This window comes from Rheinheimera sp. NSM (assembly GCF_052380015.1).
Classification (GTDB): domain Bacteria; phylum Pseudomonadota; class Gammaproteobacteria; order Enterobacterales; family Alteromonadaceae; genus Alishewanella.
Map to the genome: position 1 here is coordinate 1 of NZ_JBQTCI010000012.1, position 18,272 is coordinate 18,272.

Sequence of the window (18,272 nt, forward strand, 5' to 3'; positions counted from 1 at the left end):
AAATCATTGCTTAATTGGCATTGATTGAAAAAGGCCCTGCGGGGCCTTTTTTATTGGCTGAAAATCAGCCGCAAAGTTATATTCAAACGCTTGTTTGAAAACTTAAGCTGTGCCATGCTTAAACTCATCCGTCCAGTTATTGAGGCAATAAGTATGAGCCAGTACCAGGCACCGCTAAATGATATTTTGTTTAACCTTTTCGACGTTTGGCAGTTGGATAAATACTGGCAGCAGCAAAGCGGGCTTTGTGAGCTTATTGAGGCCGATACCGCTAAAGCTATTCTGGAAGAGGCAGCTAAAATCTGCGAACAACAACTAGCACCTTTCTGTGGCGAGGCTGACCAGCGCGGCGCTCAGCTGCAAGACGACAAGGTATCGCTGCCGGAACATTATTACACCGCATACCAAAGTCTGAGTGAAGGCGGTTGGACCGGCCTGAGCGGTGATGCTGCATACGGCGGTATGGGTATGCCCAAAGCGCTGTCGATGATGGTAGATGAAATGCTTTGCAGCGCCGATATCGCCTTTTCGTTATATCCGGGCTTAACCGCCGGCGCCTGTGTTGCACTACTGCAGCACGCGGATGAGGCCACCAAAGCTTTGTACTTGCCGAAAATGTATAGCGGTGAGTGGTCGGGCACTATGTGTTTAACCGAATCGCATGCCGGCTCCGATCTTGGCATTATGCGCACTACCGCTAAACCTAACACCGATGGCAGTTATGCCCTTAACGGCTCTAAGATCTTTATTACGGCTGGCGAGCATGACCTGACAAAAAACATCATTCATCTGGTACTGGCCAAGTTGCCCGATGCGCCGGCCGGCAGCCGCGGTATCTCGTTATTTTTGGTGCCTAAATATCTGCCGGATGCTGCCGGCGAACCAGGTAGCCGCAATAGCGTCAGTGTAGGGTCTATTGAGCATAAGATGGGCATTAACGGCTCGGCGACCTGTGTGCTGAATTTTGACGACGCAAAAGGTTATTTAATCGGTGAACCACACCGTGGTCTAGCCTGTATGTTTACCATGATGAACTATGAGCGTTTATCAATGGGCAGCCAGGGGCTGGGTGCGGCGGAACGCGCTTATCAAAATGCGCTGGCTTACGCCAAAGACCGGCTGCAAGGCAGAGTCACTGAAAAAGATGCCAACAAAGCTGAGCCGATAATCGGTCATGCCGATGTAAGGCGCATGTTGCTTAACATCAAAGCAATGAATGAGGCCGGCCGCACCTTTGCGACCTGGGTAGCGTCGCTGCTGGATAAAGCGAAGTACGACAACTGCCCGGTATCGGCGCAACGGGCTAATTTACTGACGCCAATAGCCAAAGCCTTTATGACAGATCAGGGCTTCGATGCCTGTGTCACCGCACAGCAAGTATTTGGCGGCCATGGCTATGTAAAAGAATGGGGTATGGAGCAACTGGTGCGCGATGTGCGTATTGCCCAGATCTATGAAGGCACTAACGGCATTCAGGCGGCTGATTTTATGTTGCGTAAAGTGGCGGCAGACCAGGGCATGGTATTGCTTACATTACTGGCTGATATTAAGGCAGAACTGGCGGCGACACCCATTCAAGCCGCGGCATCGCTGCAGCATTACATCGACCGGCTGCAGCTCTTAACTGCAGATCTGTTGGCGCAAGACAACCGCGCACAGAGTGCCAATGCCTGCGACTATTTAGCCCTGGTGTCATATGTGCTGTACGGCTATATGTGGTATAAAAACCTGGCGGCACTGCAGCCTGCGGTACAGAGTGAGCAGTTTGTAGTGGCGAAACAACATACAGCGGCATATTACTTCGACCGTATTTTGCCTAAAGCCGATGGTCTGTTGTCATTATTAAGGCATGATTCAGCCGTAATGGATAAGTTAGCCACAGAGCATTTCTGATATTAAGGACAATTATGCAATACCTCGCCGGCTTGATAGCACTGTTGGCGTTCTCTGTTTCGGCAGCGGACGCATTAGATAAGCGAATGAAAGCCGAGCAGTGGGACAGTTACGCTCCGTTCACCTTGCTGCCGCATGAAAATAATTACCTGATGCCATTTACCTATGTAGATGGCATAGCGTCTACGTTGGAAAGGGACGGTAGCAGTGCACCGTCCGACAACGTGGAGGCTAAGTTCCAGCTAAGCCTTAAAACACCGCTGTGGAGCAAAATCTATAAAGACAATGGTTATCTGTTTTTTGCTTTTACCCAACAAGCGTATTGGCAAGCCTATAACAGCGAGGTGTCTTCACCGTTTCGGGAGAATAACTACGAGCCGGAGCTGATCCTGATGCTGCCGCACTACAAAAACTACGAAGAAGCCGCCAGCCGGATTATCAGTTTGAGTTTATCGCACCAATCTAACGGCCGTGCCGGTGAATTGTCACGCAGTTGGAACCGGTTGAAACTAAGTTGGGTTACGTCCATCGGCAATGTGTTTATAAATTTCGAACCCTGGTATCGTTTTAAAGAAGACCGTAAAGATACACCGCAAGACCCTAACGGCGATGACAACCCCGACATCACCAAGTATATGGGCTGGTTTGAGTTGTCGGCTGCTTATAAACAGGATGACGCCACCTGGCGTATGATGCTGCGCAATAACCTGCGCAGTGACAATAAAGGCGCTGTCAGAGTGTCTTATTCGGTGCCGTTTAACAAACATATCCGCTTTTATGCTGAGCTGTTTAATGGTTATGGCGAGAGTCTGATTGACTATAACCGTTCAGTTACCCGCTTTGGTATTGGTTTTGAGCTAAACGATATTCTGTAGTGCATTTTATAACCAACACTTGCGTTATCAGTTGATTTCAGTATAATGCGCGGCCAGTCGATATAATTCTGACTGGCTCGTTAAATAAACTTTAGAGTTATTTAACGCTTACAGTGCTCCCGATTGGGGAGTAAACGTAACTTTGGTGCATGGGCATCCCCCTTCTTGGGTTGGATAGCTTGTGTTTATTTTTGCTCTTTTTGCTCTTTGAGGCTTTGATACATGAGTAATCAAAGGATTCGCATCCGTCTGAAAGCGTTCGATCACCGTTTGATCGATCAGTCAACCATGGAAATCGTTGACACAGCTAAGCGTACGGGCGCTCAGGTTCGTGGTCCTATTCCACTTCCTACCCGCCAGGAACGTTTCACTGTATTGATTTCTCCTCACGTCAACAAAGATGCACGTGATCAGTACGAAATCCGTACCCACAAGCGTTTAATCGACATCGTTGAGCCAACCGAGAAAACGGTTGATGCGCTGATGCGTTTAGACTTGCCTGCTGGCGTTGACGTTCAAATCAGCCTGGGCTAATCAGACAGGTTTATAGAGAGGTTTAGGAAATGGCTATCGGTCTAGTCGGTCGTAAAGTGGGAATGACTCGCATCTTCACTGAAGACGGCGTTTCAATTCCAGTAACCGTAATCGAAGCGACACCAAACCGTGTAACTGCAGTTAAAACTGCAGAAACAGACGGTTACAGCGCACTGCAAGTGACTGCTGGTACTGTAAAGGCAAGCCGCATGAGCAAGCCGGAAGCAGGCCACTTCGCTAAAGTGGGCGTGGACGCTGGTCGTGGTCTGTGGGAATTCCGCCTGACAGATAACGAAGGTGCTGACATCACTGTCGGCAGCGAAATTACGGTTGAAATTTTCGCTGAAGCGAAAAAAGTTGATGTGTCTGGCACATCAAAAGGTAAGGGTTTTGCCGGTGCTGTTAAGCGCTGGAATTTCCGTACTCAGGATGCTACTCACGGTAACTCGTTATCACACCGTGCCCCTGGTTCAATTGGTCAGAACCAATCACCAGGTAAAGTATTCAAGGGTAAAAAAATGGCTGGTCACTTAGGTGCTGAGCGCGTAACCGTGCAGTCACTGGAAGTGGTTCGTGTAGACGCAGAACGTAACATCCTGTTAGTAAAAGGTGCAGTACCTGGCGCTATCGGTGGTGACGTGATCGTTAAACCAGCTGTTAAAAGCTAACGTCTGAGGAGATAAGTGATGGAATTAGCATTACGAGACGCTCAAGGCGTTCTTGAAGTTTCCGAAGCTACCTTTGGACGTGAGTTTAATGAAGCTTTGGTTCATCAGGTCGTAGTAGCCTATGCTGCCGGCGCCCGTCAGGGTACCCGCGCTCAGCTGACACGTTCTGAAGTACGCGGTGGTGGTAAGAAGCCATGGCGTCAAAAAGGTACAGGCCGCGCGCGCGCCGGTACTATCCGCAGCCCAATCTGGCGCGGAGGCGGTGTAACATTTGCGGCTAAGCCACAAGATCACAGCCAAAAAGTAAACCGTAAAATGTATCGTGGTGCGATTCAAAGCATCCTGTCTGAATTAGTACGTCAAGAGCGTTTAATCGTGGTGGAAAATTTCGCCGTTGATTCGCCTAAGACCAAAGATTTAACTGCGAAGTTAAAAGCTATGGACTTAAAAGACGTGTTAATCGTGACTAACGAAGTGGATGAGAACCTGTTCTTATCAGCACGTAACCTGTACAAGGTAGACGTGCGTGACGTACACGGTATCGACCCGGTCAGCTTAATCGCATTCGACAAAGTGTTAATGACTGCTGCTGCAGTTAAGCAACTTGAGGAGCTGTTAGCATGATCCGCGAAGAACGTTTACTGAAAGTTATTTTAGCGCCACACGTATCTGAAAAGAGCACTGTGTCTGCTGAAAAACACAATACAGTCGTTTTCAAGATTGCCACTACTGCGACTAAAGCTGATGTTAAAGCGGCAGTTGAAAAACTGTTCGAAACAGAAGTAGTCGGTGTGCGTACTGTTAATGTTAAGGGTAAGTCCAAGCGCACTGGTGCGCGTATGGGTAAGCGTAGCGATTGGAAAAAAGCTTACGTGACTCTTAAAGAAGGCAGCGAAATCGATTTCGTTGGCGGCGCTGAGTAAGAAGAGGAGTTAGGAAATGGCACTTGTAAAGTGTAAACCTACGTCACCAGGTCGTCGCCACGTATTAAAAGTGGTTAACCCAGACCTGTACAAAGGCAAGCCTTACGCACCTTTGTTAGAGAAAAATTCAAAAACAGGTGGTCGTAACAACAACGGTCGCATCACTACCCGTCATATCGGTGGTGGTCATAAGCAACATTACCGTTTAGTTGACTTCAAACGCAACAAAGATGGCATTCCTGCCAAAGTTGAGCGTTTAGAGTACGATCCAAACCGTACTGCTAACATCGCACTGGTGTTATACGCAGACGGTGAGCGTCGTTACATTCTGGCCCCTAAAGGCCTGAAGGCAGGTGATACAGTGGTTTCAGGTATGGAATCACCAATCAAAGCCGGTAACACCTTACCACTGCGCAATATCCCGGTTGGTCAGGTAGTACACAACATCGAAATGAAACCAGGTAAAGGTGGTCAGTTAGCTCGTTCTGCTGGCGCATTTGTACAGATTCTGGCTCGTGACGGTGAGTACGTGACGCTGCGTTTACGCAGTGGCGAAGTACGTAAAGTATTAGCAGATTGTCGCGCGACTATCGGTGAGATCGGCAACGCGGAACATATGTTACGTCAATACGGTAAAGCTGGTGCAATGCGCTGGCGTGGCATTCGCCCAACCGTACGTGGTGTGGTAATGAACCCGGTTGATCACCCACACGGTGGTGGTGAAGGTAAAACTTCTGGTGGTCGTCACCCTGTATCTCCATGGGGCGTTCCAACGAAGGGTTACAAAACTCGTTCAAACAAGCGTACTGATAAACTTATCGTACGTCGTCGTGATAAATAATTTGTGAGGAATTGCCATGCCACGTTCTCTCAAGAAAGGTCCATTTATTGACCTTCACTTGCTGAAGAAGGTAGAGAAAGCGTTGGAAAGCGGTGACAAGAAGCCTATTAAGACTTGGAGCCGTCGTTCAATGATCATACCTGATATGATCGGTTTGACCATCGCTGTCCATAATGGTCGTCAACATGTACCTGTGTTCGTCTCGGAAGAGATGATTGGTCACAAGTTAGGTGAATTTGCACCTACTCGTACCTACCGTGGTCATGCAGCCGACAAAAAGGCCAAGAAGCGCTAAGGGGTAAATGATGCAAGCATTAGCTAAACACAAATTTGCCCGTTCTTCTGCTCAAAAAACCCGTCTGGTCGCTGACCAGGTGCGTGGATTGTCAGTAGATAAGGCGCTGAACGTACTGACTTACAGCCCGAAGAAAGCTGCTGAGTTAGTTAAAAAGGTTCTTTTATCAGCCATTGCCAACGCTGAGCACAATGAAGGCGCGGATATTGATACGTTGAAAGTTAAGACCATCTTCATTGATGAAGGTCCGTCTATGAAACGTATCAAGCCACGTGCTAAAGGTCGTGCTGACCGTATCGTCAAGCGTACCAGCCACATCACTGTGGTTGTAGCTGATAACTAGGAGAGAGAAATGGGACAGAAAGTACATCCTAATGGTATTCGCCTAGGTATCACTAAGCCATGGAGCTCAACCTGGTTCGCGAATACGAAAGACTTCCCGGATTTCTTAAACGGTGACTTTAAAGTTCGTCAGTATCTGACAAAAGAACTGAAAGCCGCGTCAGTAAGCCGGATCGATATTGAACGCCCTGCGAAAAGCATCCGTGTGACTATTCACACTGCGCGTCCAGGCGTAATCATCGGTAAGAAAGGTGAAGATGTTGAAAAAATCCGCAAGCAAGTAGCAGCCATCGCTGGCGTACCTGCGCAGATTAACATCTCTGAAATCCGTAAGCCTGAGCTGGATGCCAAATTAGTTGCTGATTCAATCAGCAGCCAGTTAGAGCGTCGTGTAATGTTCCGTCGTGCTATGAAGCGCGCGGTACAAAACGCCATGCGTATCGGTGCCAAGGGTATCAAAGTTGAAGTTAGCGGCCGTTTAGGCGGCGCAGAAATCGCTCGTTCGGAGTGGTACCGTGAAGGCCGTGTGCCACTTCACACTCTGCGTGCTGATATCGATTACAATACCTCAGAAGCACTGACTACTTACGGTATCATTGGTGTGAAAGTGTGGATTTTCAAAGGCGAGATCTTAGGTGCTCTGCCATTGAACAACAACACCAACAACGCCAACAATAACAACCAGCCTAAAGCGCCGAAAAAACCGGCACGTAAGGCTAAGTAGGGGTATTGAGCGATGTTGCAACCAAAACGTACAAAATTTCGTAAAGTGCACAAAGGTCGTAACCGTGGCTTGTCCCTGGTTGGCGATAAAGTATCTTTCGGTACTTATGCACTGAAATCTGTAGAACGTGGTCAAATGACTTCACGTCAAATCGAATCTGCACGTCGTGCTATGACGCGCGCTGTTAAGCGTGTTGGTAAAATCTGGATCCGTGTGTTCCCAGACAAGCCAATCACCGCTAAGCCGCTGGAAGTACGTATGGGTAGTGGTAAAGGTTCTGTTGAGTACTGGGTATGTCAGATTAAACCTGGCAAAGTACTGTACGAAATGGACGGTGTGTCTGAAGAGTTAGCGCGTCATGCATTTGCATTAGCCGCCGCTAAGCTACCATTTAAGACAACCTTTGTAACGCGGACGGTAATGTGATGAAAGCCAGCGAATTAAAAGCGAAAAGTGTTGAAGAGTTAAACGCTGAATTACTGGGCTTGTTACGTGAGCAGTTCAACCTGCGCATGCAACTGGCTACCGGTCAGTTAGCTCAAACGCATTTATTTAAGCAGGTGCGTCGTGATATCGCGCGCGTTAAGACCATCTTAACCGAGAAGGCAGGTGCGTAATGAGCGAAATTAATACCCGTACACTGCAAGGTAAAGTGATCAGCAACAAAATGGACAAGTCTATTACTGTCGCGATCGAGCGTTCGGTGAAACACCCAATTTACGGGAAGTTCATCAAGCGTACTACCAAGCTGCACGTACATGACGAAACCAATCAGTGTAAAGAAGGCGACGTAGTCACTATCCGTGAATGCCGTCCTTTGTCCAAGACTAAGTCATGGACCCTGGTTGCTGTAGTCGAATCAGCATCTTAATTCGTTAAGATGTGAAAAGCGGCTCCATTAGGGGCCGCTTTTATTTTGCGCTACCTTTTTGCCAAGAGTGCTGTTATAATCACGCGCCCTCTTGTCAGGGGGTAGTTTTTATCGTAAGCAGCGTAACCCGTGAGGGTTATTTAGTAGAATAGCGGAGCACTAAGATGATCCAGATGCAATCTATGCTGGAAGTCGCAGACAACAGCGGCGCGCGCAGCGTAATGTGTATTAAGGTCTTAGGTGGTTCACATCGCCGTTATGCTGCAATTGGTGACGTCATCAAAGTTACTGTCAAGGAAGCAATTCCGCGCGGTAAGGTTAAAAAAGGTGATGTACTGAATGCAGTGGTGGTGCGTACACGCAAAGGCGTACGCCGTCAGGACGGGTCATTAATCCGTTTTGATCGCAATGCAGCAGTGTTGTTAAACAGCAAGCTGGAACCGATCGGCACTCGTATTTTCGGGCCTGTTACACGTGAACTTCGTGGCGATAAGTTTATGAAGATCGTGTCTCTGGCACCAGAAGTACTGTAAGGAGTCACCATGGCTAGTAAAATCCGTCGTGATGACGAGGTTGTTGTTCTTACCGGTAAGGACAAGGGTAAACGCGGTAAAGTTACTAAAGTATTAGTAGCTGAAGGGCGTGTTTATGTTTCCGGCGTTAACCTGGTTAAAAAGCATCAGAAGCCTGTACCGGCTCTGAATCAACCAGGCGGTATCGTTGAGAAAGAAGCCTCAATTCATGTTTCAAACGTAGCGATCTTTAACTCTAAAACGGGTAAAGCAGATCGTGTAGGTTTCCGCCTTGAAGATGGCAAGAAAGTGCGTTTCTTCAAGTCGAATAACGAAGTAATTTAATTGCTATTGGAGTAATACGATGGCGAAACTGCATGAAATTTACAAAGACACCGTAGTCCCGGAACTGTTTAAACAGTTCGGCTACACCAGCGTCATGCAAGTCCCTCGGATTGTTAAAATCACACTCAATATGGGTGTGGGTGAAGCAGTTGCTGATAAAAAGATCCTTGAAAACGCCGTTGGCGATTTGACTGCTATTGCAGGCCAAAAGCCACTGGTAACCAAGGCGCGTAAATCAGTAGCCGGTTTCAAAATCCGTGAAGGCTACCCTATTGGCGCAAAAGTGACCCTGCGCGGCGAACGTATGTGGGAATTCTTAGAGCGTTTAGTCTCTATTGCTATCCCGCGTATTCGTGACTTCCGTGGTGTAAACCCGAAGTCGTTCGATGGCCGTGGTAACTACAGCATGGGTGTACGCGAGCAAATCATTTTCCCCGAAATCGAATACGATAAAGTAGATGCAGTACGTGGTTTAGATATCACTATTACGACTACCGCGCGTACCGATGACGAAGGACGTGCTTTACTTGCCGCGTTTAACTTCCCATTCAAGAAATAAGGTGTAGGGTCATGGCAAAACAATCAATGAAAGCACGTGAAGCAAAGCGTGCACAACTGGTAGCCAAATTCGCTGCAAAGCGTCATGAACTGAGAGATGCGATTGCCAATCCAGCGACTTCTGATGAAGACCGTTGGGCAGCCGTTCTGAAGTTACAGACGTTGCCGCGTGATTCAAGCCCTTCGCGTCAACGTAATCGTTGTCGTGTAACTGGTCGTCCACACGGTTACCTGCGTAAATTCGGCATGAGCCGGATCAAGGTCCGTGAAGCGGCGATGCGCGGTGAAATTCCTGGCCTTCGTAAGGCTAGCTGGTAAGAATCACGGGAGTAACGAGCTATGAGTTTGCAAGATCCAGTAGCGGATATGTTTACTCGCATCCGCAACGGCCAGTCAGCCAATAAAGTTGCGGTTAAGATGCCATCTTCAAAATTGAAGGTGTCTATTGCGAAAGTATTAAAAGACGAAGGTTACATCGCTGATTTCGCGGTTTCTGGTGATGTTAAGCCAGAACTGGAAGTAACGTTAAAGTACTTCCAGGGCAAATCTGTAATTGAAACTATCGATCGTGTTAGTCGTCCTGGTCTGCGCATCTATAAGAAGCGTGGCGATTTACCTAAGGTAATGGGCGGTTTAGGTGTGGCCATCGTGTCAACATCTAAAGGACTAATGACTGACCGCGCCGCGCGCAAGGTTGGTATCGGTGGCGAAATCATCGGCTACGTAGCGTAACGGAGGTAGTAATCTATGTCTCGTGTTGCTAAAGCCCCGGTCACTATTCCTGCCGGCGTTACTTTAACGCAAAACGGTCAGGTAGTGTCCTTTAAGGGCAAAAACGGCGAGTTAACATTAGATGTTAACCCAGCGGTTGAAGTTGTGGTTGAAGGTAACGTTTTACGTACCAATCCACGTGAAGGCTTCGATGGCGCTGACGCGCAAGCGGGTACTGCCCGTGCGTTAATCAACAACCTGGTTACCGGCGTAACTGAGGGTTTCTCTCAGAAACTGGAACTGGTTGGTGTTGGTTACCGTGCGAAAGCAGAAGGTAAAGTATTGAACCTGAGCCTGGGCTTTTCTCACCCAGTGGTGTTTCAGATCCCTAACGGTATCACTATTGAAACGCCAAGCCAGACTGAAGTACTGGTAAAAGGTGCTGACAAGCAATTAGTTGGTCAGGTTGCCGCTAACATCCGGGCATACCGTAAACCAGAGCCTTACAAAGGCAAAGGTGTGCGCTATGCAAACGAAAACGTGCGTCGTAAAGAAGCGAAGAAAAAGTAGGGTAGGACGATGGATAAGAAACTTGCTCGTCTGCGCCGTGCCAAACGCACTCGCAGAAATATTATCGAACAAGGTGCGAATCGCTTGGTTGTACACCGTACACCACGTCACATCTACGCCCAGCTTATCGCACCAAATGCTGAAGTGATTGCTGCAGCTTCTACCGTAGAAGCTTCAATTAAAGACTCACTTAAGTACACTGGTAACGTAGATGCTGCTAAGGCTGTAGGTAAAGCGATTGCCGAACGTGCAGTAGCCAAAGGCGTTACTGCTTGTGCTTTTGACCGCAGTGGCTTTCAGTATCATGGTCGCGTGCAAGCTCTGGCTGACGCGGCGCGTGAAGCCGGTCTTCAGTTCTAGGAGTAGCTCATGGCTAACGAAGAAGCTAAACAACAATCTGATTTACAAGAGAAGCTTGTTGCAGTAAACCGCGTGTCAAAAGTTGTTAAAGGTGGTCGTATTTTCTCCTTTACCGCTTTGACTGTAGTCGGTGACGGCAACGGCCGTGTTGGTTTCGGTTATGGTAAAGCACGTGAAGTACCAGCTGCTATTCAAAAAGCAATGGAAAAAGCGCGCCGTAACATGACCCAGGTTGAGTTAAATGGTAACACCTTACACCACCCAACCCGTGGTGTTCACTCAGGTTCAAATGTTTACATGCAACCTGCAGCTGAAGGTACCGGTCTTATCGCCGGTGGTGCAATGCGCGCCGTACTGGAAGTAGCAGGCGTACAGAACATTCTGTCTAAGTGTTACGGCTCAACTAACCCAATCAACGTAGTTCGCGCAACTATTAATGCACTGTCGACTGTTAAGTCGCCGGCTCAAATAGCTGCTAAACGCGGTTTACGCGTTGACGACATTCTGGGGTAATCTGCCATGGCGAAGAAGACAATTAAAGTAACCCAAATTAAGTCCAGCATCGGTCGTTTACCGAAGCACAAGGCTTCTTTACTGGGTTTAGGTTTGCGCCGCATTAATCATACTGTTGAAGTAGAAGATACACCTTCTGTTCGCGGTATGATCAACGCTGTGTATTACATGGTTAAAGTGGAGGAGTAACAGATGTTATTAAATACTCTTGCTCCGGCACCTGGTGCTAAGAAAGACAAGCATCGCGTGGGTCGTGGTATCGGCTCAGGCTTAGGTAAAACTGCAGGTCGTGGCCATAAAGGTTTGAAGTCACGTTCAGGTGGTAAAGTGCGTCCTGGTTTCGAAGGCGGTCAAATGCCATTGAAGCAACGCTTACCTAAGTTCGGTTTCACTTCACAGAAATCTCTGGTTTCTGCTGAAGTACGCCTGCACGAACTTGCAGCGGTTAAAGGTGATGTAGTTGATCTGGCTAGCCTGATGGAAGCTAACATCATCTCCCGTACTGTTAAGTTTGCCAAAGTTGTACTGTCAGGTGAGATTACTCGCCCGGTAACCGTAAAAGGTTTAGGTGCAACTAAAGGCGCGCGTGCAGCAATCGAAGCCGCTGGCGGTAAAGTCGAAGAATAATAAGGATAGTACGCGATGGCTAAACCAGGTTCGGACTCAAAAAGTGCAAAAGGCGGATTCAGCGAGCTGAAATCCCGTTTGTTATTTGTACTTTTGGCCATAATCGTATTTCGGTTAGGCTCCTTTGTGCCAATTCCTGGAATTGACGCCGCCGTGCTGGCTCAGTTATTCGAGCAACAAAAGGGCACCATCGTTGAAATGTTTAACATGTTCAGCGGTGGCGCACTTGAGCGTGCTTCGGTGTTTGCGTTGGGTATTATGCCCTACATCTCTGCCTCTATTATTGTACAGCTGTTGACGGTAATGCATCCGGCCATGGCTGAACTGAAAAAAGAAGGCGAAGCTGGAAAGCGCAAAATCAATCAGATGACACGCTACGGTACTTTAGCATTAGCAACATTACAGGCCATTGGTATTGCCACTGGCCTGCCTAACATGATGCAGGGGTTAGTGATTAACCCCGGCTTTGCATTTTACTTTACTGCGGTAATCAGCTTGGTTACCGGTACCATGTTTTTAATGTGGTTGGGTGAACAAATTACAGAGCGCGGCATCGGTAATGGTATCTCGTTGTTAATCTTTACCGGTATTGTTGCCGGCTTCCCGTCTGCCATTGGCCAGACGATCGAGCAGGCACGTCAAGGCGATTTGCACTTTTTACTGTTGGTAGCAATAGGTGTGATCGTAATTGCGATTACCTGGTTTGTGGTGTTCTTTGAGCGCGGCCAGCGTCGGATTGTGGTCAATTATGCCAAGCGTCAGCAAGGCCGTCAGGTGTTTGCCGCGCAAAGCAGTCATTTACCGTTAAAAGTAAATATGGCCGGCGTAATACCACCGATTTTTGCATCCAGCATTATTCTGTTCCCCGGTACGATAGCCAGTTGGTTTGGTTCGGGTGAAGGCGTGGTGGCTAATTTCCTCCAGGAATTAGCATTAACATTATCTCCGGGACAACCGTTGTATATGATGTTATACTCCGCGGCCATTATTTTCTTCTGTTTCTTCTATACTGCGTTGGTGTTTAACCCGCGTGATACAGCAGATAACCTGAAGAAATCCGGTGCCTTTATTCCTGGGATACGTCCTGGTGAGCAGACATCAAAATACATCGATAAAGTGATGACACGGTTAACCTTAGCGGGTGCCCTGTATATAACCTTTATCTGTTTAGTTCCTGAGTTCATGATGGTAGCGTGGGATGTACAGTTCTACTTCGGTGGTACTTCTTTACTGATTATCGTTGTCGTTATCATGGATTTTATGGCACAGGTACAGACGCATTTGATGTCGCATCAATATGATTCTGTGCTTAAAAAGGCAAATCTTAAAGGCTATGGCCGTTAAGATAGTTTGCGGAGTTAAGTTATGAAAGTACGAGCTTCCGTTAAGAAGATCTGCCGTAACTGCAAAGTGATCAGACGTAACAACGTTGTTCGCGTAATTTGCAGTGAGCCGAAGCACAAACAGCGCCAAGGCTAATAGCAGAATAAAAATGATACTGCGGGCTGAACTGATTGGTTGAGCCCCTTTATCGTTTGCAATATCAGCGCCATTTGAGTATCCTTACGGGCTTTTCAAATTGGCATCTTTAAACTCTATTATAGGAGAACGTTAGTGGCCCGTATCGCTGGCATTAACATCCCCGATAATAAACATGCGGTCATCTCGTTGACCTATGTTTATGGTATCGGTAAAACCCGCGCTAAATCGATTTTAGCTGCAGTGGGTATCGAAGAAAGTACAAAAATTGCTGCGTTAACCGACGCACAGTTAGATACGCTTCGTGACGAAGTTGCAAAATACACCGTTGAAGGTGACTTGCGCCGTGAAATCACATTAAACATTAAGCGTTTAATGGACCTTGGTTGCTACCGTGGCCTGCGCCACCGTCGTAGTCTGCCGGTTCGTGGTCAGCGCACTAAAACTAATGCGCGTACCCGCAAGGGCCCACGTAAAGCGATTAAGAAATAAGGTGATTCAACATGGCTAAAGCACCAGTTCGTACTCGTAAACGGGTAAAAAAGCAAGTTTCTGACGGTATGGCTCATATCCATGCTTCTTTCAACAACACCATCGTGACGATTACTGATCGTCAGGGTAATGCGCTGTGCTGGGCAACTGCCGGCGGTTCAGGTTTCCGTGGTTCACGTAAATCTACTCCGTTTGCTGCTCAGGTAGCTGCAGAGCGCGCCGGTACTGCCGCGCTGGAATATGGTGTAAAGAACCTTGAAGTGTTTGTGAATGGTCCTGGCCCAGGCCGCGAATCAGCGATTCGTGCTCTGAACGCCGCTGGCTATAAGATCACAAATATCACCGACGTGACGCCTATCCCGCATAACGGATGCCGTCCACCTAAAAAACGTCGCGTGTAATTACAGCGCTTCACGGATTATTGGAGAAAGAAGATGGCAAGATATTTGGGTCCTAAGCTCAAACTCAGTCGTCGCGAAGGCACAGATCTGTTCCTGAAGAGCGGCGTAAGAGCAATTGATTCAAAGTGTAACTTAACTACCGCTCCTGGTCAGCACGGCGCACGTCGCGGTCGCTTATCAGACTACGGTTTACAGTTACGCGAGAAACAAAAAGTACGTCGTATGTATGGCGTATTAGAAAAGCAGTTCCGTAACTATTACAAGGAAGCTGCTCGTTTGAAAGGTAATACGGGTGAAAACCTGTTAGCGTTGTTAGAGTCACGCTTAGACAACGTAGTATACCGTATGGGTTTGGCCAGTACGCGCGCTGAAGCACGTCAGCTGGTTAGCCACAAAGCCATCATGATTAATGGCCAAGTGCTGAACATTCCATCATACAAAGTATTACCTGAACAAGTGATCTCTGTTCGTGAGAAAGCGAAAAAGCAGGCCCGTATTGGTGCTGCGCTTGAAGTAGCCGCACAACGTGAGAAACCAACTTGGATCGAAGTAGATAACACGAAACTGGAAGGCGTTTTCAAGCGTCTGCCTGAGCGTTCAGACTTGTCTGCTGACATCAACGAACAGTTAATCGTCGAGCTTTACTCTAAGTAAAGCTAATTGTTAAGAGAGGATACAATGCAGGGTTCTGTCACCGAATTCCTTAAGCCGAGATTAGTTGGTATCGAAAAAATCAACCCAACTCGTGCCAAAGTTACTTTGGAACCACTTGAGCGCGGTTTCGGGCATACCTTGGGCAACGCGTTACGTCGTATTCTGCTTTCGTCAATGCCGGGTTGTGCAGTGACTGAAGTTGAGATTGACGGCGTTCTCCATGAGTACAGTGCCAAAGAGGGTGTCCAGGAAGATATCATCGATATCCTGCTGAACCTGAAAGGCCTTGCCGTTCGCCTGGAAGACAAAGATGAAGTCACTCTGACTTTGACGAAGAAAGGTGCTGGCCCTGTAACAGCTGGAGACATCCAGCATGGCGACGGTGTGGTTATTACCAACCCTGAGCACGTTATTTGCAACCTGACCGGCGAAACTGAATTCAGTATGCGCCTGAAAGTTGAACGTGGTCGCGGTTATGTGCCTGCATCAGCGCGTTTGTCCTCAGATGATGACGAGCGTCCTATTGGTCGTCTGTTACTGGATGCCTCTTTCAGCCCGGTAGAGCGTATAGCCTACTCAGTTGAAGCAGCGCGGGTAGAACAGCGTACTGACTTGGACAAACTGATCATCGATATGGAGACCAACGGCACTGTTGAGCCAGAGGAAGCCATTCGCCGTGCAGCAACAATTCTGGCCGAACAGCTGGAGTTCTTCGTTGAGCTGCGCGATAAGAGCGAACCGGAAAAACGCGAAGAGAAGCCGGAGTTTGATCCGATTCTGTTACGTCCGGTCGATGATTTGGAATTAACAGTTCGTTCTGCTAACTGCTTGAAGGCAGAGCAGATTCAGTACATTGGTGATCTGGTTCAGCGTACCGAGGTTGAGTTACTTAAAACACCTAACTTGGGTAAAAAGTCGCTTACCGAAATCAAAGACGTGCTGGCATCACGCGGTTTATCCCTGGGCATGCGCCTTGAGAACTGGCCGCCAGCGAGTCTGGTAAATAAAGACTAATCAGATACCAGTTTCTGGTTTAGTGAGAAGGAATAGATCATGCGCCATCGCAAGAGTGGTCGTCAATTAAACAGGAACAGCAGCCACCGTACGGCAATGTTCCGCAACATGGCAAGCTCGTTGGTGAAGCACGAAATCATCAAAACGACTTTGCCAAAGGCTAAAGAGTTACGTCGTGTGATCGAGCCATTGATCACATTGGCAAAGAATGACAGCGTTGCAAACCGCCGTTTAGCTTTCGCCCGTACTCGTGATAAAGAAGTAGTAGGTTTGTTATTCAACGTGCTGGGCCCGCGTTACAACGCGCGTCCGGGTGGTTACACTCGTATTTTGAAGTGTGGCTTCCGTGCTGGTGATAATGCACCTATGGCTTACATCGAGTTAGTCGATCGTCCGGAAGTGGACGCACTGCCAGTTGAAGAAACTGCAGCTGAGTAAGCGCTAAAGAACTGAAAAGCCGGGCATAGCCCGGCTTTTTTATGCGTGTTTGTTTTTCCATCTGCCAATCCGTACTATGGTGCTTTGACTTAAGCCCAGGTATTGATCATGCAAAGAATCTTGCTTCCCTTGCTATTACTTAGTTTGTCACTGGCAGCTGAGGCTGAAGCAACAACTGAAATACAGTATCAGCCGCTGCAACCGCTGTTATCACAGGTAACAACTGAATATCCAATACTGCACCAGGTCTTGGTCAAACCCGATCCTTACCGCTTACAAATTATTTATACCCAAATAGATCGTGATAGTAATAACAATCCGGATTTGACCTACTACCAATTCGGTCTTGATGATAGCCGCTATTTTTATCCGGCCAGCACAGTAAAATTACCGATAGCGCTATTGGCACTGGAATGGTTGGCAGAGCAGAACATCGCCGGTTTAAATTCCGATACCACTATGCTCACTGATGCTGCTACCGACTGGCAAACGGCACAAACAGCTGATCCAACGGCAGCTAATGGCTTGCCTGGTATTGCGCAGTATATAAAGAAGGTATTGCTAGTCAGTGATAATGACGGCAGTAACCGGCTATATGAGTTGCTGGGGCAGGATTTTATTAACCAGCGTCTGGCAGCCAAAGGTTTAAAATACAGCCTGATTAACCACCGCCTTAGCGTGCCATTGACGGCAGAGCAAAACCGGCAGTTCAACCCGGTACGCTTTGTTGATACTAACGGTAAGCTAATTCTGGCTTTGCCGTTCCGCAGTACAAACCAGCAATATATCAACAAAGATAAGCCGACATTGGGTAGAGCGTATATCAGGGGTAATGAGCTGATTAACTCACCAATGGATTTTACCGATAAAAACCGTCTTAGCCTTGCTGATTTTGATGCTGTAATAAAACGGGTGATCTTTCCGCAGCTTTTTTCTGAAAATAAGCGTTTTAAGCTACGGCCGGAAGATCGTGCTTTGGTACTGCGTTATATGGCGATGCTGCCACCTGACAGTACTAATCCGCTTTATGATGCAAAACAGTACCCGGATAACTATTCAAAGTTTTTGCTGTTTGGCGGTAACGCACAACAGATACCTGAGCATATACGGATTTTTAATAAAACCGGCTGGGCCTATGGCCATATTATTGACGGCGCCTATATTGTCGACCTGCAACAGCAGATCGAGTTTTTTATTACAGCAGTGATCTACGCCAATGAAAACGATACTTTAAATGATGATCAATATCAGACAGACGAAGTGGCGCTGCCGTTTCTGCGACAGTTAGGTGAATATCTGTACCAGCATGAGCTGCAACGGCCAAAAAAACATAAGCCAGATCTGTCCGAAGTGATCAGAGTCACAGCATCAAATGCTGAAATTGACTGATTTATAATCAAAAAACAGTGCTTTTTCAAAGGATCGTTTAAAAAGTGCGCGGTCGATCATATTTCTGTAAAAAAGATCTTGATCGAATTGCAGCGATCTCTATAATGCGCACCACACAGACGGCAGCAAGCGAAAGCAGAAAGCGTCTGACTGAGGTGAAAACCTCGCGTCATTGAGTAAGCTCTGACGCACGCTCTTTAACAATTCGCAATCAATCATCTGTGTGGGCACTTATGATGGATT

At 47.6% G+C, this 18,272-nt stretch carries 31 protein-coding genes; all 31 read left to right on the plus strand.

The annotated features are described in order from the left end of the window. Positions 1-153 precede the first annotated feature (153 nt). The 31 genes from ACTZWV_RS19540 to ACTZWV_RS19690 all read left to right on the plus strand — a co-directional run bounded on the left by ACTZWV_RS19540 (position 154) and on the right by ACTZWV_RS19690 (position 18,029). Positions 154-1,893: an acyl-CoA dehydrogenase family protein gene (locus ACTZWV_RS19540; RefSeq protein WP_444788163.1), complete on the plus strand. Its 1,740-nt coding sequence runs from the start codon at positions 154-156 to the stop codon at positions 1,891-1,893. A 14-nt stretch (positions 1,894-1,907) separates the two neighbouring features. Next, positions 1,908-2,768 (plus strand): phospholipase A, encoded by an 861-nt coding sequence (locus ACTZWV_RS19545; RefSeq protein ID WP_444788164.1) that lies wholly within the window; start codon positions 1,908-1,910, stop codon positions 2,766-2,768. Positions 2,769-2,990: 222 nt separating this feature from the next. After that, a complete protein-coding gene (gene rpsJ / locus ACTZWV_RS19550) occupies positions 2,991-3,302 on the plus strand; it encodes a 30S ribosomal protein S10 (protein WP_008899121.1) in 312 nt (103 codons plus the stop codon). Positions 3,303-3,331: 29 nt separating this feature from the next. Next, positions 3,332-3,970: a 50S ribosomal protein L3 gene (gene rplC, locus ACTZWV_RS19555; protein WP_173502778.1), complete on the plus strand. Its 639-nt coding sequence runs from the start codon at positions 3,332-3,334 to the stop codon at positions 3,968-3,970. A gap of 18 nt (positions 3,971-3,988) precedes the next feature. Beyond that, positions 3,989-4,594: a 50S ribosomal protein L4 gene (gene rplD / locus ACTZWV_RS19560; protein WP_092796978.1), complete on the plus strand. Its 606-nt coding sequence runs from the start codon at positions 3,989-3,991 to the stop codon at positions 4,592-4,594. Further along, positions 4,591-4,893 carry a 50S ribosomal protein L23 gene (gene rplW / locus ACTZWV_RS19565; protein ID WP_444788165.1) on the plus strand — a complete coding sequence of 101 codons (303 nt, stop codon included), beginning with the start codon at positions 4,591-4,593 and terminating at the stop codon, positions 4,891-4,893. The genes rplD and rplW overlap by 4 nt, the downstream gene beginning before the upstream one ends. A 16-nt stretch (positions 4,894-4,909) precedes the next feature. Next, the gene (gene rplB, locus ACTZWV_RS19570; RefSeq protein ID WP_027672147.1) at positions 4,910-5,734 is read left to right on the plus strand and encodes a 50S ribosomal protein L2; all 825 of its coding nucleotides are present in this window, start codon (positions 4,910-4,912) and stop codon (positions 5,732-5,734) included. Between the two features lie 16 nt (positions 5,735-5,750). Continuing rightward, the gene (gene rpsS, locus ACTZWV_RS19575; protein ID WP_008950795.1) at positions 5,751-6,029 is read left to right on the plus strand and encodes a 30S ribosomal protein S19; all 279 of its coding nucleotides are present in this window, start codon (positions 5,751-5,753) and stop codon (positions 6,027-6,029) included. A gap of 10 nt (positions 6,030-6,039) precedes the next feature. Further along, positions 6,040-6,372 carry a 50S ribosomal protein L22 gene (gene rplV / locus ACTZWV_RS19580; protein ID WP_019677721.1) on the plus strand — a complete coding sequence of 111 codons (333 nt, stop codon included), beginning with the start codon at positions 6,040-6,042 and terminating at the stop codon, positions 6,370-6,372. Positions 6,373-6,381: 9 nt separating this feature from the next. After that, positions 6,382-7,095, plus strand: a complete 714-nt coding sequence (gene rpsC / locus ACTZWV_RS19585) for a 30S ribosomal protein S3 (RefSeq protein ID WP_008224489.1) — start codon at positions 6,382-6,384, stop codon at positions 7,093-7,095. Positions 7,096-7,107: 12 nt separating this feature from the next. After that, a complete protein-coding gene (gene rplP, locus ACTZWV_RS19590; RefSeq protein ID WP_173502776.1) occupies positions 7,108-7,521 on the plus strand; it encodes a 50S ribosomal protein L16 in 414 nt (137 codons plus the stop codon). Continuing rightward, complete coding sequence (gene rpmC, locus ACTZWV_RS19595; RefSeq protein ID WP_008224486.1) at positions 7,521-7,712, plus strand: 50S ribosomal protein L29; 192 nt, start codon at positions 7,521-7,523, stop codon at positions 7,710-7,712. Before rplP ends, rpmC begins: the two co-directional genes overlap by 1 nt. Continuing rightward, positions 7,712-7,966, plus strand: coding sequence for a 30S ribosomal protein S17 (gene rpsQ / locus ACTZWV_RS19600; protein ID WP_444788166.1), 255 nt, complete (start codon positions 7,712-7,714; stop codon positions 7,964-7,966). The genes rpmC and rpsQ overlap by 1 nt, the downstream gene beginning before the upstream one ends. 164 nt (positions 7,967-8,130) lie before the next feature. Beyond that, positions 8,131-8,499: a 50S ribosomal protein L14 gene (gene rplN / locus ACTZWV_RS19605; RefSeq protein ID WP_132585980.1), complete on the plus strand. Its 369-nt coding sequence runs from the start codon at positions 8,131-8,133 to the stop codon at positions 8,497-8,499. 9 nt (positions 8,500-8,508) lie between these two features. Then, positions 8,509-8,823 carry a 50S ribosomal protein L24 gene (rplX, locus tag ACTZWV_RS19610; protein ID WP_068238319.1) on the plus strand — a complete coding sequence of 105 codons (315 nt, stop codon included), beginning with the start codon at positions 8,509-8,511 and terminating at the stop codon, positions 8,821-8,823. 19 nt (positions 8,824-8,842) lie between these two features. Further along, positions 8,843-9,382, plus strand: coding sequence for a 50S ribosomal protein L5 (rplE, locus tag ACTZWV_RS19615; protein WP_173502773.1), 540 nt, complete (start codon positions 8,843-8,845; stop codon positions 9,380-9,382). 11 nt (positions 9,383-9,393) lie between these two features. Then, entirely contained in the window at positions 9,394-9,699 is a 306-nt protein-coding gene (rpsN, locus tag ACTZWV_RS19620; protein WP_444788167.1) for a 30S ribosomal protein S14, read from the plus strand. Positions 9,700-9,720: 21 nt separating this feature from the next. Next, a complete protein-coding gene (gene rpsH / locus ACTZWV_RS19625) occupies positions 9,721-10,113 on the plus strand; it encodes a 30S ribosomal protein S8 (protein ID WP_068238308.1) in 393 nt (130 codons plus the stop codon). 15 nt (positions 10,114-10,128) lie between these two features. Further along, on the plus strand, positions 10,129-10,662 hold the full coding sequence (gene rplF, locus ACTZWV_RS19630; protein WP_305551703.1) for a 50S ribosomal protein L6: 534 nt from the start codon (positions 10,129-10,131) through the stop codon (positions 10,660-10,662). 9 nt (positions 10,663-10,671) lie between these two features. Continuing rightward, positions 10,672-11,022: a 50S ribosomal protein L18 gene (gene rplR, locus ACTZWV_RS19635; protein ID WP_068238302.1), complete on the plus strand. Its 351-nt coding sequence runs from the start codon at positions 10,672-10,674 to the stop codon at positions 11,020-11,022. 9 nt (positions 11,023-11,031) lie between these two features. Continuing rightward, complete coding sequence (rpsE, locus tag ACTZWV_RS19640; RefSeq protein ID WP_068238299.1) at positions 11,032-11,535, plus strand: 30S ribosomal protein S5; 504 nt, start codon at positions 11,032-11,034, stop codon at positions 11,533-11,535. A 6-nt stretch (positions 11,536-11,541) separates the two neighbouring features. Then, the gene (gene rpmD, locus ACTZWV_RS19645; RefSeq protein ID WP_173502769.1) at positions 11,542-11,724 is read left to right on the plus strand and encodes a 50S ribosomal protein L30; all 183 of its coding nucleotides are present in this window, start codon (positions 11,542-11,544) and stop codon (positions 11,722-11,724) included. Positions 11,725-11,727: 3 nt separating this feature from the next. Further along, positions 11,728-12,162 carry a 50S ribosomal protein L15 gene (gene rplO / locus ACTZWV_RS19650; protein ID WP_444788168.1) on the plus strand — a complete coding sequence of 145 codons (435 nt, stop codon included), beginning with the start codon at positions 11,728-11,730 and terminating at the stop codon, positions 12,160-12,162. Positions 12,163-12,177: 15 nt separating this feature from the next. After that, entirely contained in the window at positions 12,178-13,506 is a 1,329-nt protein-coding gene (gene secY, locus ACTZWV_RS19655) for a preprotein translocase subunit SecY (RefSeq protein ID WP_305551702.1), read from the plus strand. A gap of 21 nt (positions 13,507-13,527) precedes the next feature. Further along, positions 13,528-13,641: a 50S ribosomal protein L36 gene (rpmJ, locus tag ACTZWV_RS19660; RefSeq protein WP_082694854.1), complete on the plus strand. Its 114-nt coding sequence runs from the start codon at positions 13,528-13,530 to the stop codon at positions 13,639-13,641. Between the two features lie 135 nt (positions 13,642-13,776). Then, a complete protein-coding gene (gene rpsM, locus ACTZWV_RS19665; RefSeq protein WP_215399485.1) occupies positions 13,777-14,133 on the plus strand; it encodes a 30S ribosomal protein S13 in 357 nt (118 codons plus the stop codon). 11 nt (positions 14,134-14,144) lie between these two features. Then, positions 14,145-14,534 carry a 30S ribosomal protein S11 gene (gene rpsK, locus ACTZWV_RS19670; protein ID WP_027672163.1) on the plus strand — a complete coding sequence of 130 codons (390 nt, stop codon included), beginning with the start codon at positions 14,145-14,147 and terminating at the stop codon, positions 14,532-14,534. A 33-nt stretch (positions 14,535-14,567) separates the two neighbouring features. Next, positions 14,568-15,188 (plus strand): 30S ribosomal protein S4, encoded by a 621-nt coding sequence (rpsD, locus tag ACTZWV_RS19675; protein ID WP_068238290.1) that lies wholly within the window; start codon positions 14,568-14,570, stop codon positions 15,186-15,188. A gap of 24 nt (positions 15,189-15,212) precedes the next feature. Beyond that, complete coding sequence (locus ACTZWV_RS19680; protein ID WP_027672165.1) at positions 15,213-16,202, plus strand: DNA-directed RNA polymerase subunit alpha; 990 nt, start codon at positions 15,213-15,215, stop codon at positions 16,200-16,202. Between the two features lie 39 nt (positions 16,203-16,241). After that, the gene (rplQ, locus tag ACTZWV_RS19685) at positions 16,242-16,640 is read left to right on the plus strand and encodes a 50S ribosomal protein L17 (RefSeq protein WP_027672166.1); all 399 of its coding nucleotides are present in this window, start codon (positions 16,242-16,244) and stop codon (positions 16,638-16,640) included. 108 nt (positions 16,641-16,748) lie between these two features. After that, positions 16,749-18,029, plus strand: coding sequence for a serine hydrolase (locus ACTZWV_RS19690; RefSeq protein WP_444788169.1), 1,281 nt, complete (start codon positions 16,749-16,751; stop codon positions 18,027-18,029). Positions 18,030-18,272: the final 243 nt, after the last annotated feature.

Coding starts and splice junctions, on each gene's coding strand:
- ACTZWV_RS19540 (WP_444788163.1), top strand. CDS start 154: ATGAGCCAGTACCAGGCACCGCTAAATGATATTTTGTTTAACCTTTTC.
- ACTZWV_RS19545 (WP_444788164.1), top strand. CDS start 1,908: ATGCAATACCTCGCCGGCTTGATAGCACTGTTGGCGTTCTCTGTTTCG.
- rpsJ (WP_008899121.1), top strand. CDS start 2,991: ATGAGTAATCAAAGGATTCGCATCCGTCTGAAAGCGTTCGATCACCGT.
- rplC (WP_173502778.1), top strand. CDS start 3,332: ATGGCTATCGGTCTAGTCGGTCGTAAAGTGGGAATGACTCGCATCTTC.
- rplD (WP_092796978.1), top strand. CDS start 3,989: ATGGAATTAGCATTACGAGACGCTCAAGGCGTTCTTGAAGTTTCCGAA.
- rplW (WP_444788165.1), top strand. CDS start 4,591: ATGATCCGCGAAGAACGTTTACTGAAAGTTATTTTAGCGCCACACGTA.
- rplB (WP_027672147.1), top strand. CDS start 4,910: ATGGCACTTGTAAAGTGTAAACCTACGTCACCAGGTCGTCGCCACGTA.
- rpsS (WP_008950795.1), top strand. CDS start 5,751: ATGCCACGTTCTCTCAAGAAAGGTCCATTTATTGACCTTCACTTGCTG.
- rplV (WP_019677721.1), top strand. CDS start 6,040: ATGCAAGCATTAGCTAAACACAAATTTGCCCGTTCTTCTGCTCAAAAA.
- rpsC (WP_008224489.1), top strand. CDS start 6,382: ATGGGACAGAAAGTACATCCTAATGGTATTCGCCTAGGTATCACTAAG.
- rplP (WP_173502776.1), top strand. CDS start 7,108: ATGTTGCAACCAAAACGTACAAAATTTCGTAAAGTGCACAAAGGTCGT.
- rpmC (WP_008224486.1), top strand. CDS start 7,521: ATGAAAGCCAGCGAATTAAAAGCGAAAAGTGTTGAAGAGTTAAACGCT.
- rpsQ (WP_444788166.1), top strand. CDS start 7,712: ATGAGCGAAATTAATACCCGTACACTGCAAGGTAAAGTGATCAGCAAC.
- rplN (WP_132585980.1), top strand. CDS start 8,131: ATGATCCAGATGCAATCTATGCTGGAAGTCGCAGACAACAGCGGCGCG.
- rplX (WP_068238319.1), top strand. CDS start 8,509: ATGGCTAGTAAAATCCGTCGTGATGACGAGGTTGTTGTTCTTACCGGT.
- rplE (WP_173502773.1), top strand. CDS start 8,843: ATGGCGAAACTGCATGAAATTTACAAAGACACCGTAGTCCCGGAACTG.
- rpsN (WP_444788167.1), top strand. CDS start 9,394: ATGGCAAAACAATCAATGAAAGCACGTGAAGCAAAGCGTGCACAACTG.
- rpsH (WP_068238308.1), top strand. CDS start 9,721: ATGAGTTTGCAAGATCCAGTAGCGGATATGTTTACTCGCATCCGCAAC.
- rplF (WP_305551703.1), top strand. CDS start 10,129: ATGTCTCGTGTTGCTAAAGCCCCGGTCACTATTCCTGCCGGCGTTACT.
- rplR (WP_068238302.1), top strand. CDS start 10,672: ATGGATAAGAAACTTGCTCGTCTGCGCCGTGCCAAACGCACTCGCAGA.
- rpsE (WP_068238299.1), top strand. CDS start 11,032: ATGGCTAACGAAGAAGCTAAACAACAATCTGATTTACAAGAGAAGCTT.
- rpmD (WP_173502769.1), top strand. CDS start 11,542: ATGGCGAAGAAGACAATTAAAGTAACCCAAATTAAGTCCAGCATCGGT.
- rplO (WP_444788168.1), top strand. CDS start 11,728: ATGTTATTAAATACTCTTGCTCCGGCACCTGGTGCTAAGAAAGACAAG.
- secY (WP_305551702.1), top strand. CDS start 12,178: ATGGCTAAACCAGGTTCGGACTCAAAAAGTGCAAAAGGCGGATTCAGC.
- rpmJ (WP_082694854.1), top strand. CDS start 13,528: ATGAAAGTACGAGCTTCCGTTAAGAAGATCTGCCGTAACTGCAAAGTG.
- rpsK (WP_027672163.1), top strand. CDS start 14,145: ATGGCTAAAGCACCAGTTCGTACTCGTAAACGGGTAAAAAAGCAAGTT.
- rpsD (WP_068238290.1), top strand. CDS start 14,568: ATGGCAAGATATTTGGGTCCTAAGCTCAAACTCAGTCGTCGCGAAGGC.
- ACTZWV_RS19680 (WP_027672165.1), top strand. CDS start 15,213: ATGCAGGGTTCTGTCACCGAATTCCTTAAGCCGAGATTAGTTGGTATC.
- rplQ (WP_027672166.1), top strand. CDS start 16,242: ATGCGCCATCGCAAGAGTGGTCGTCAATTAAACAGGAACAGCAGCCAC.
- ACTZWV_RS19690 (WP_444788169.1), top strand. CDS start 16,749: ATGCAAAGAATCTTGCTTCCCTTGCTATTACTTAGTTTGTCACTGGCA.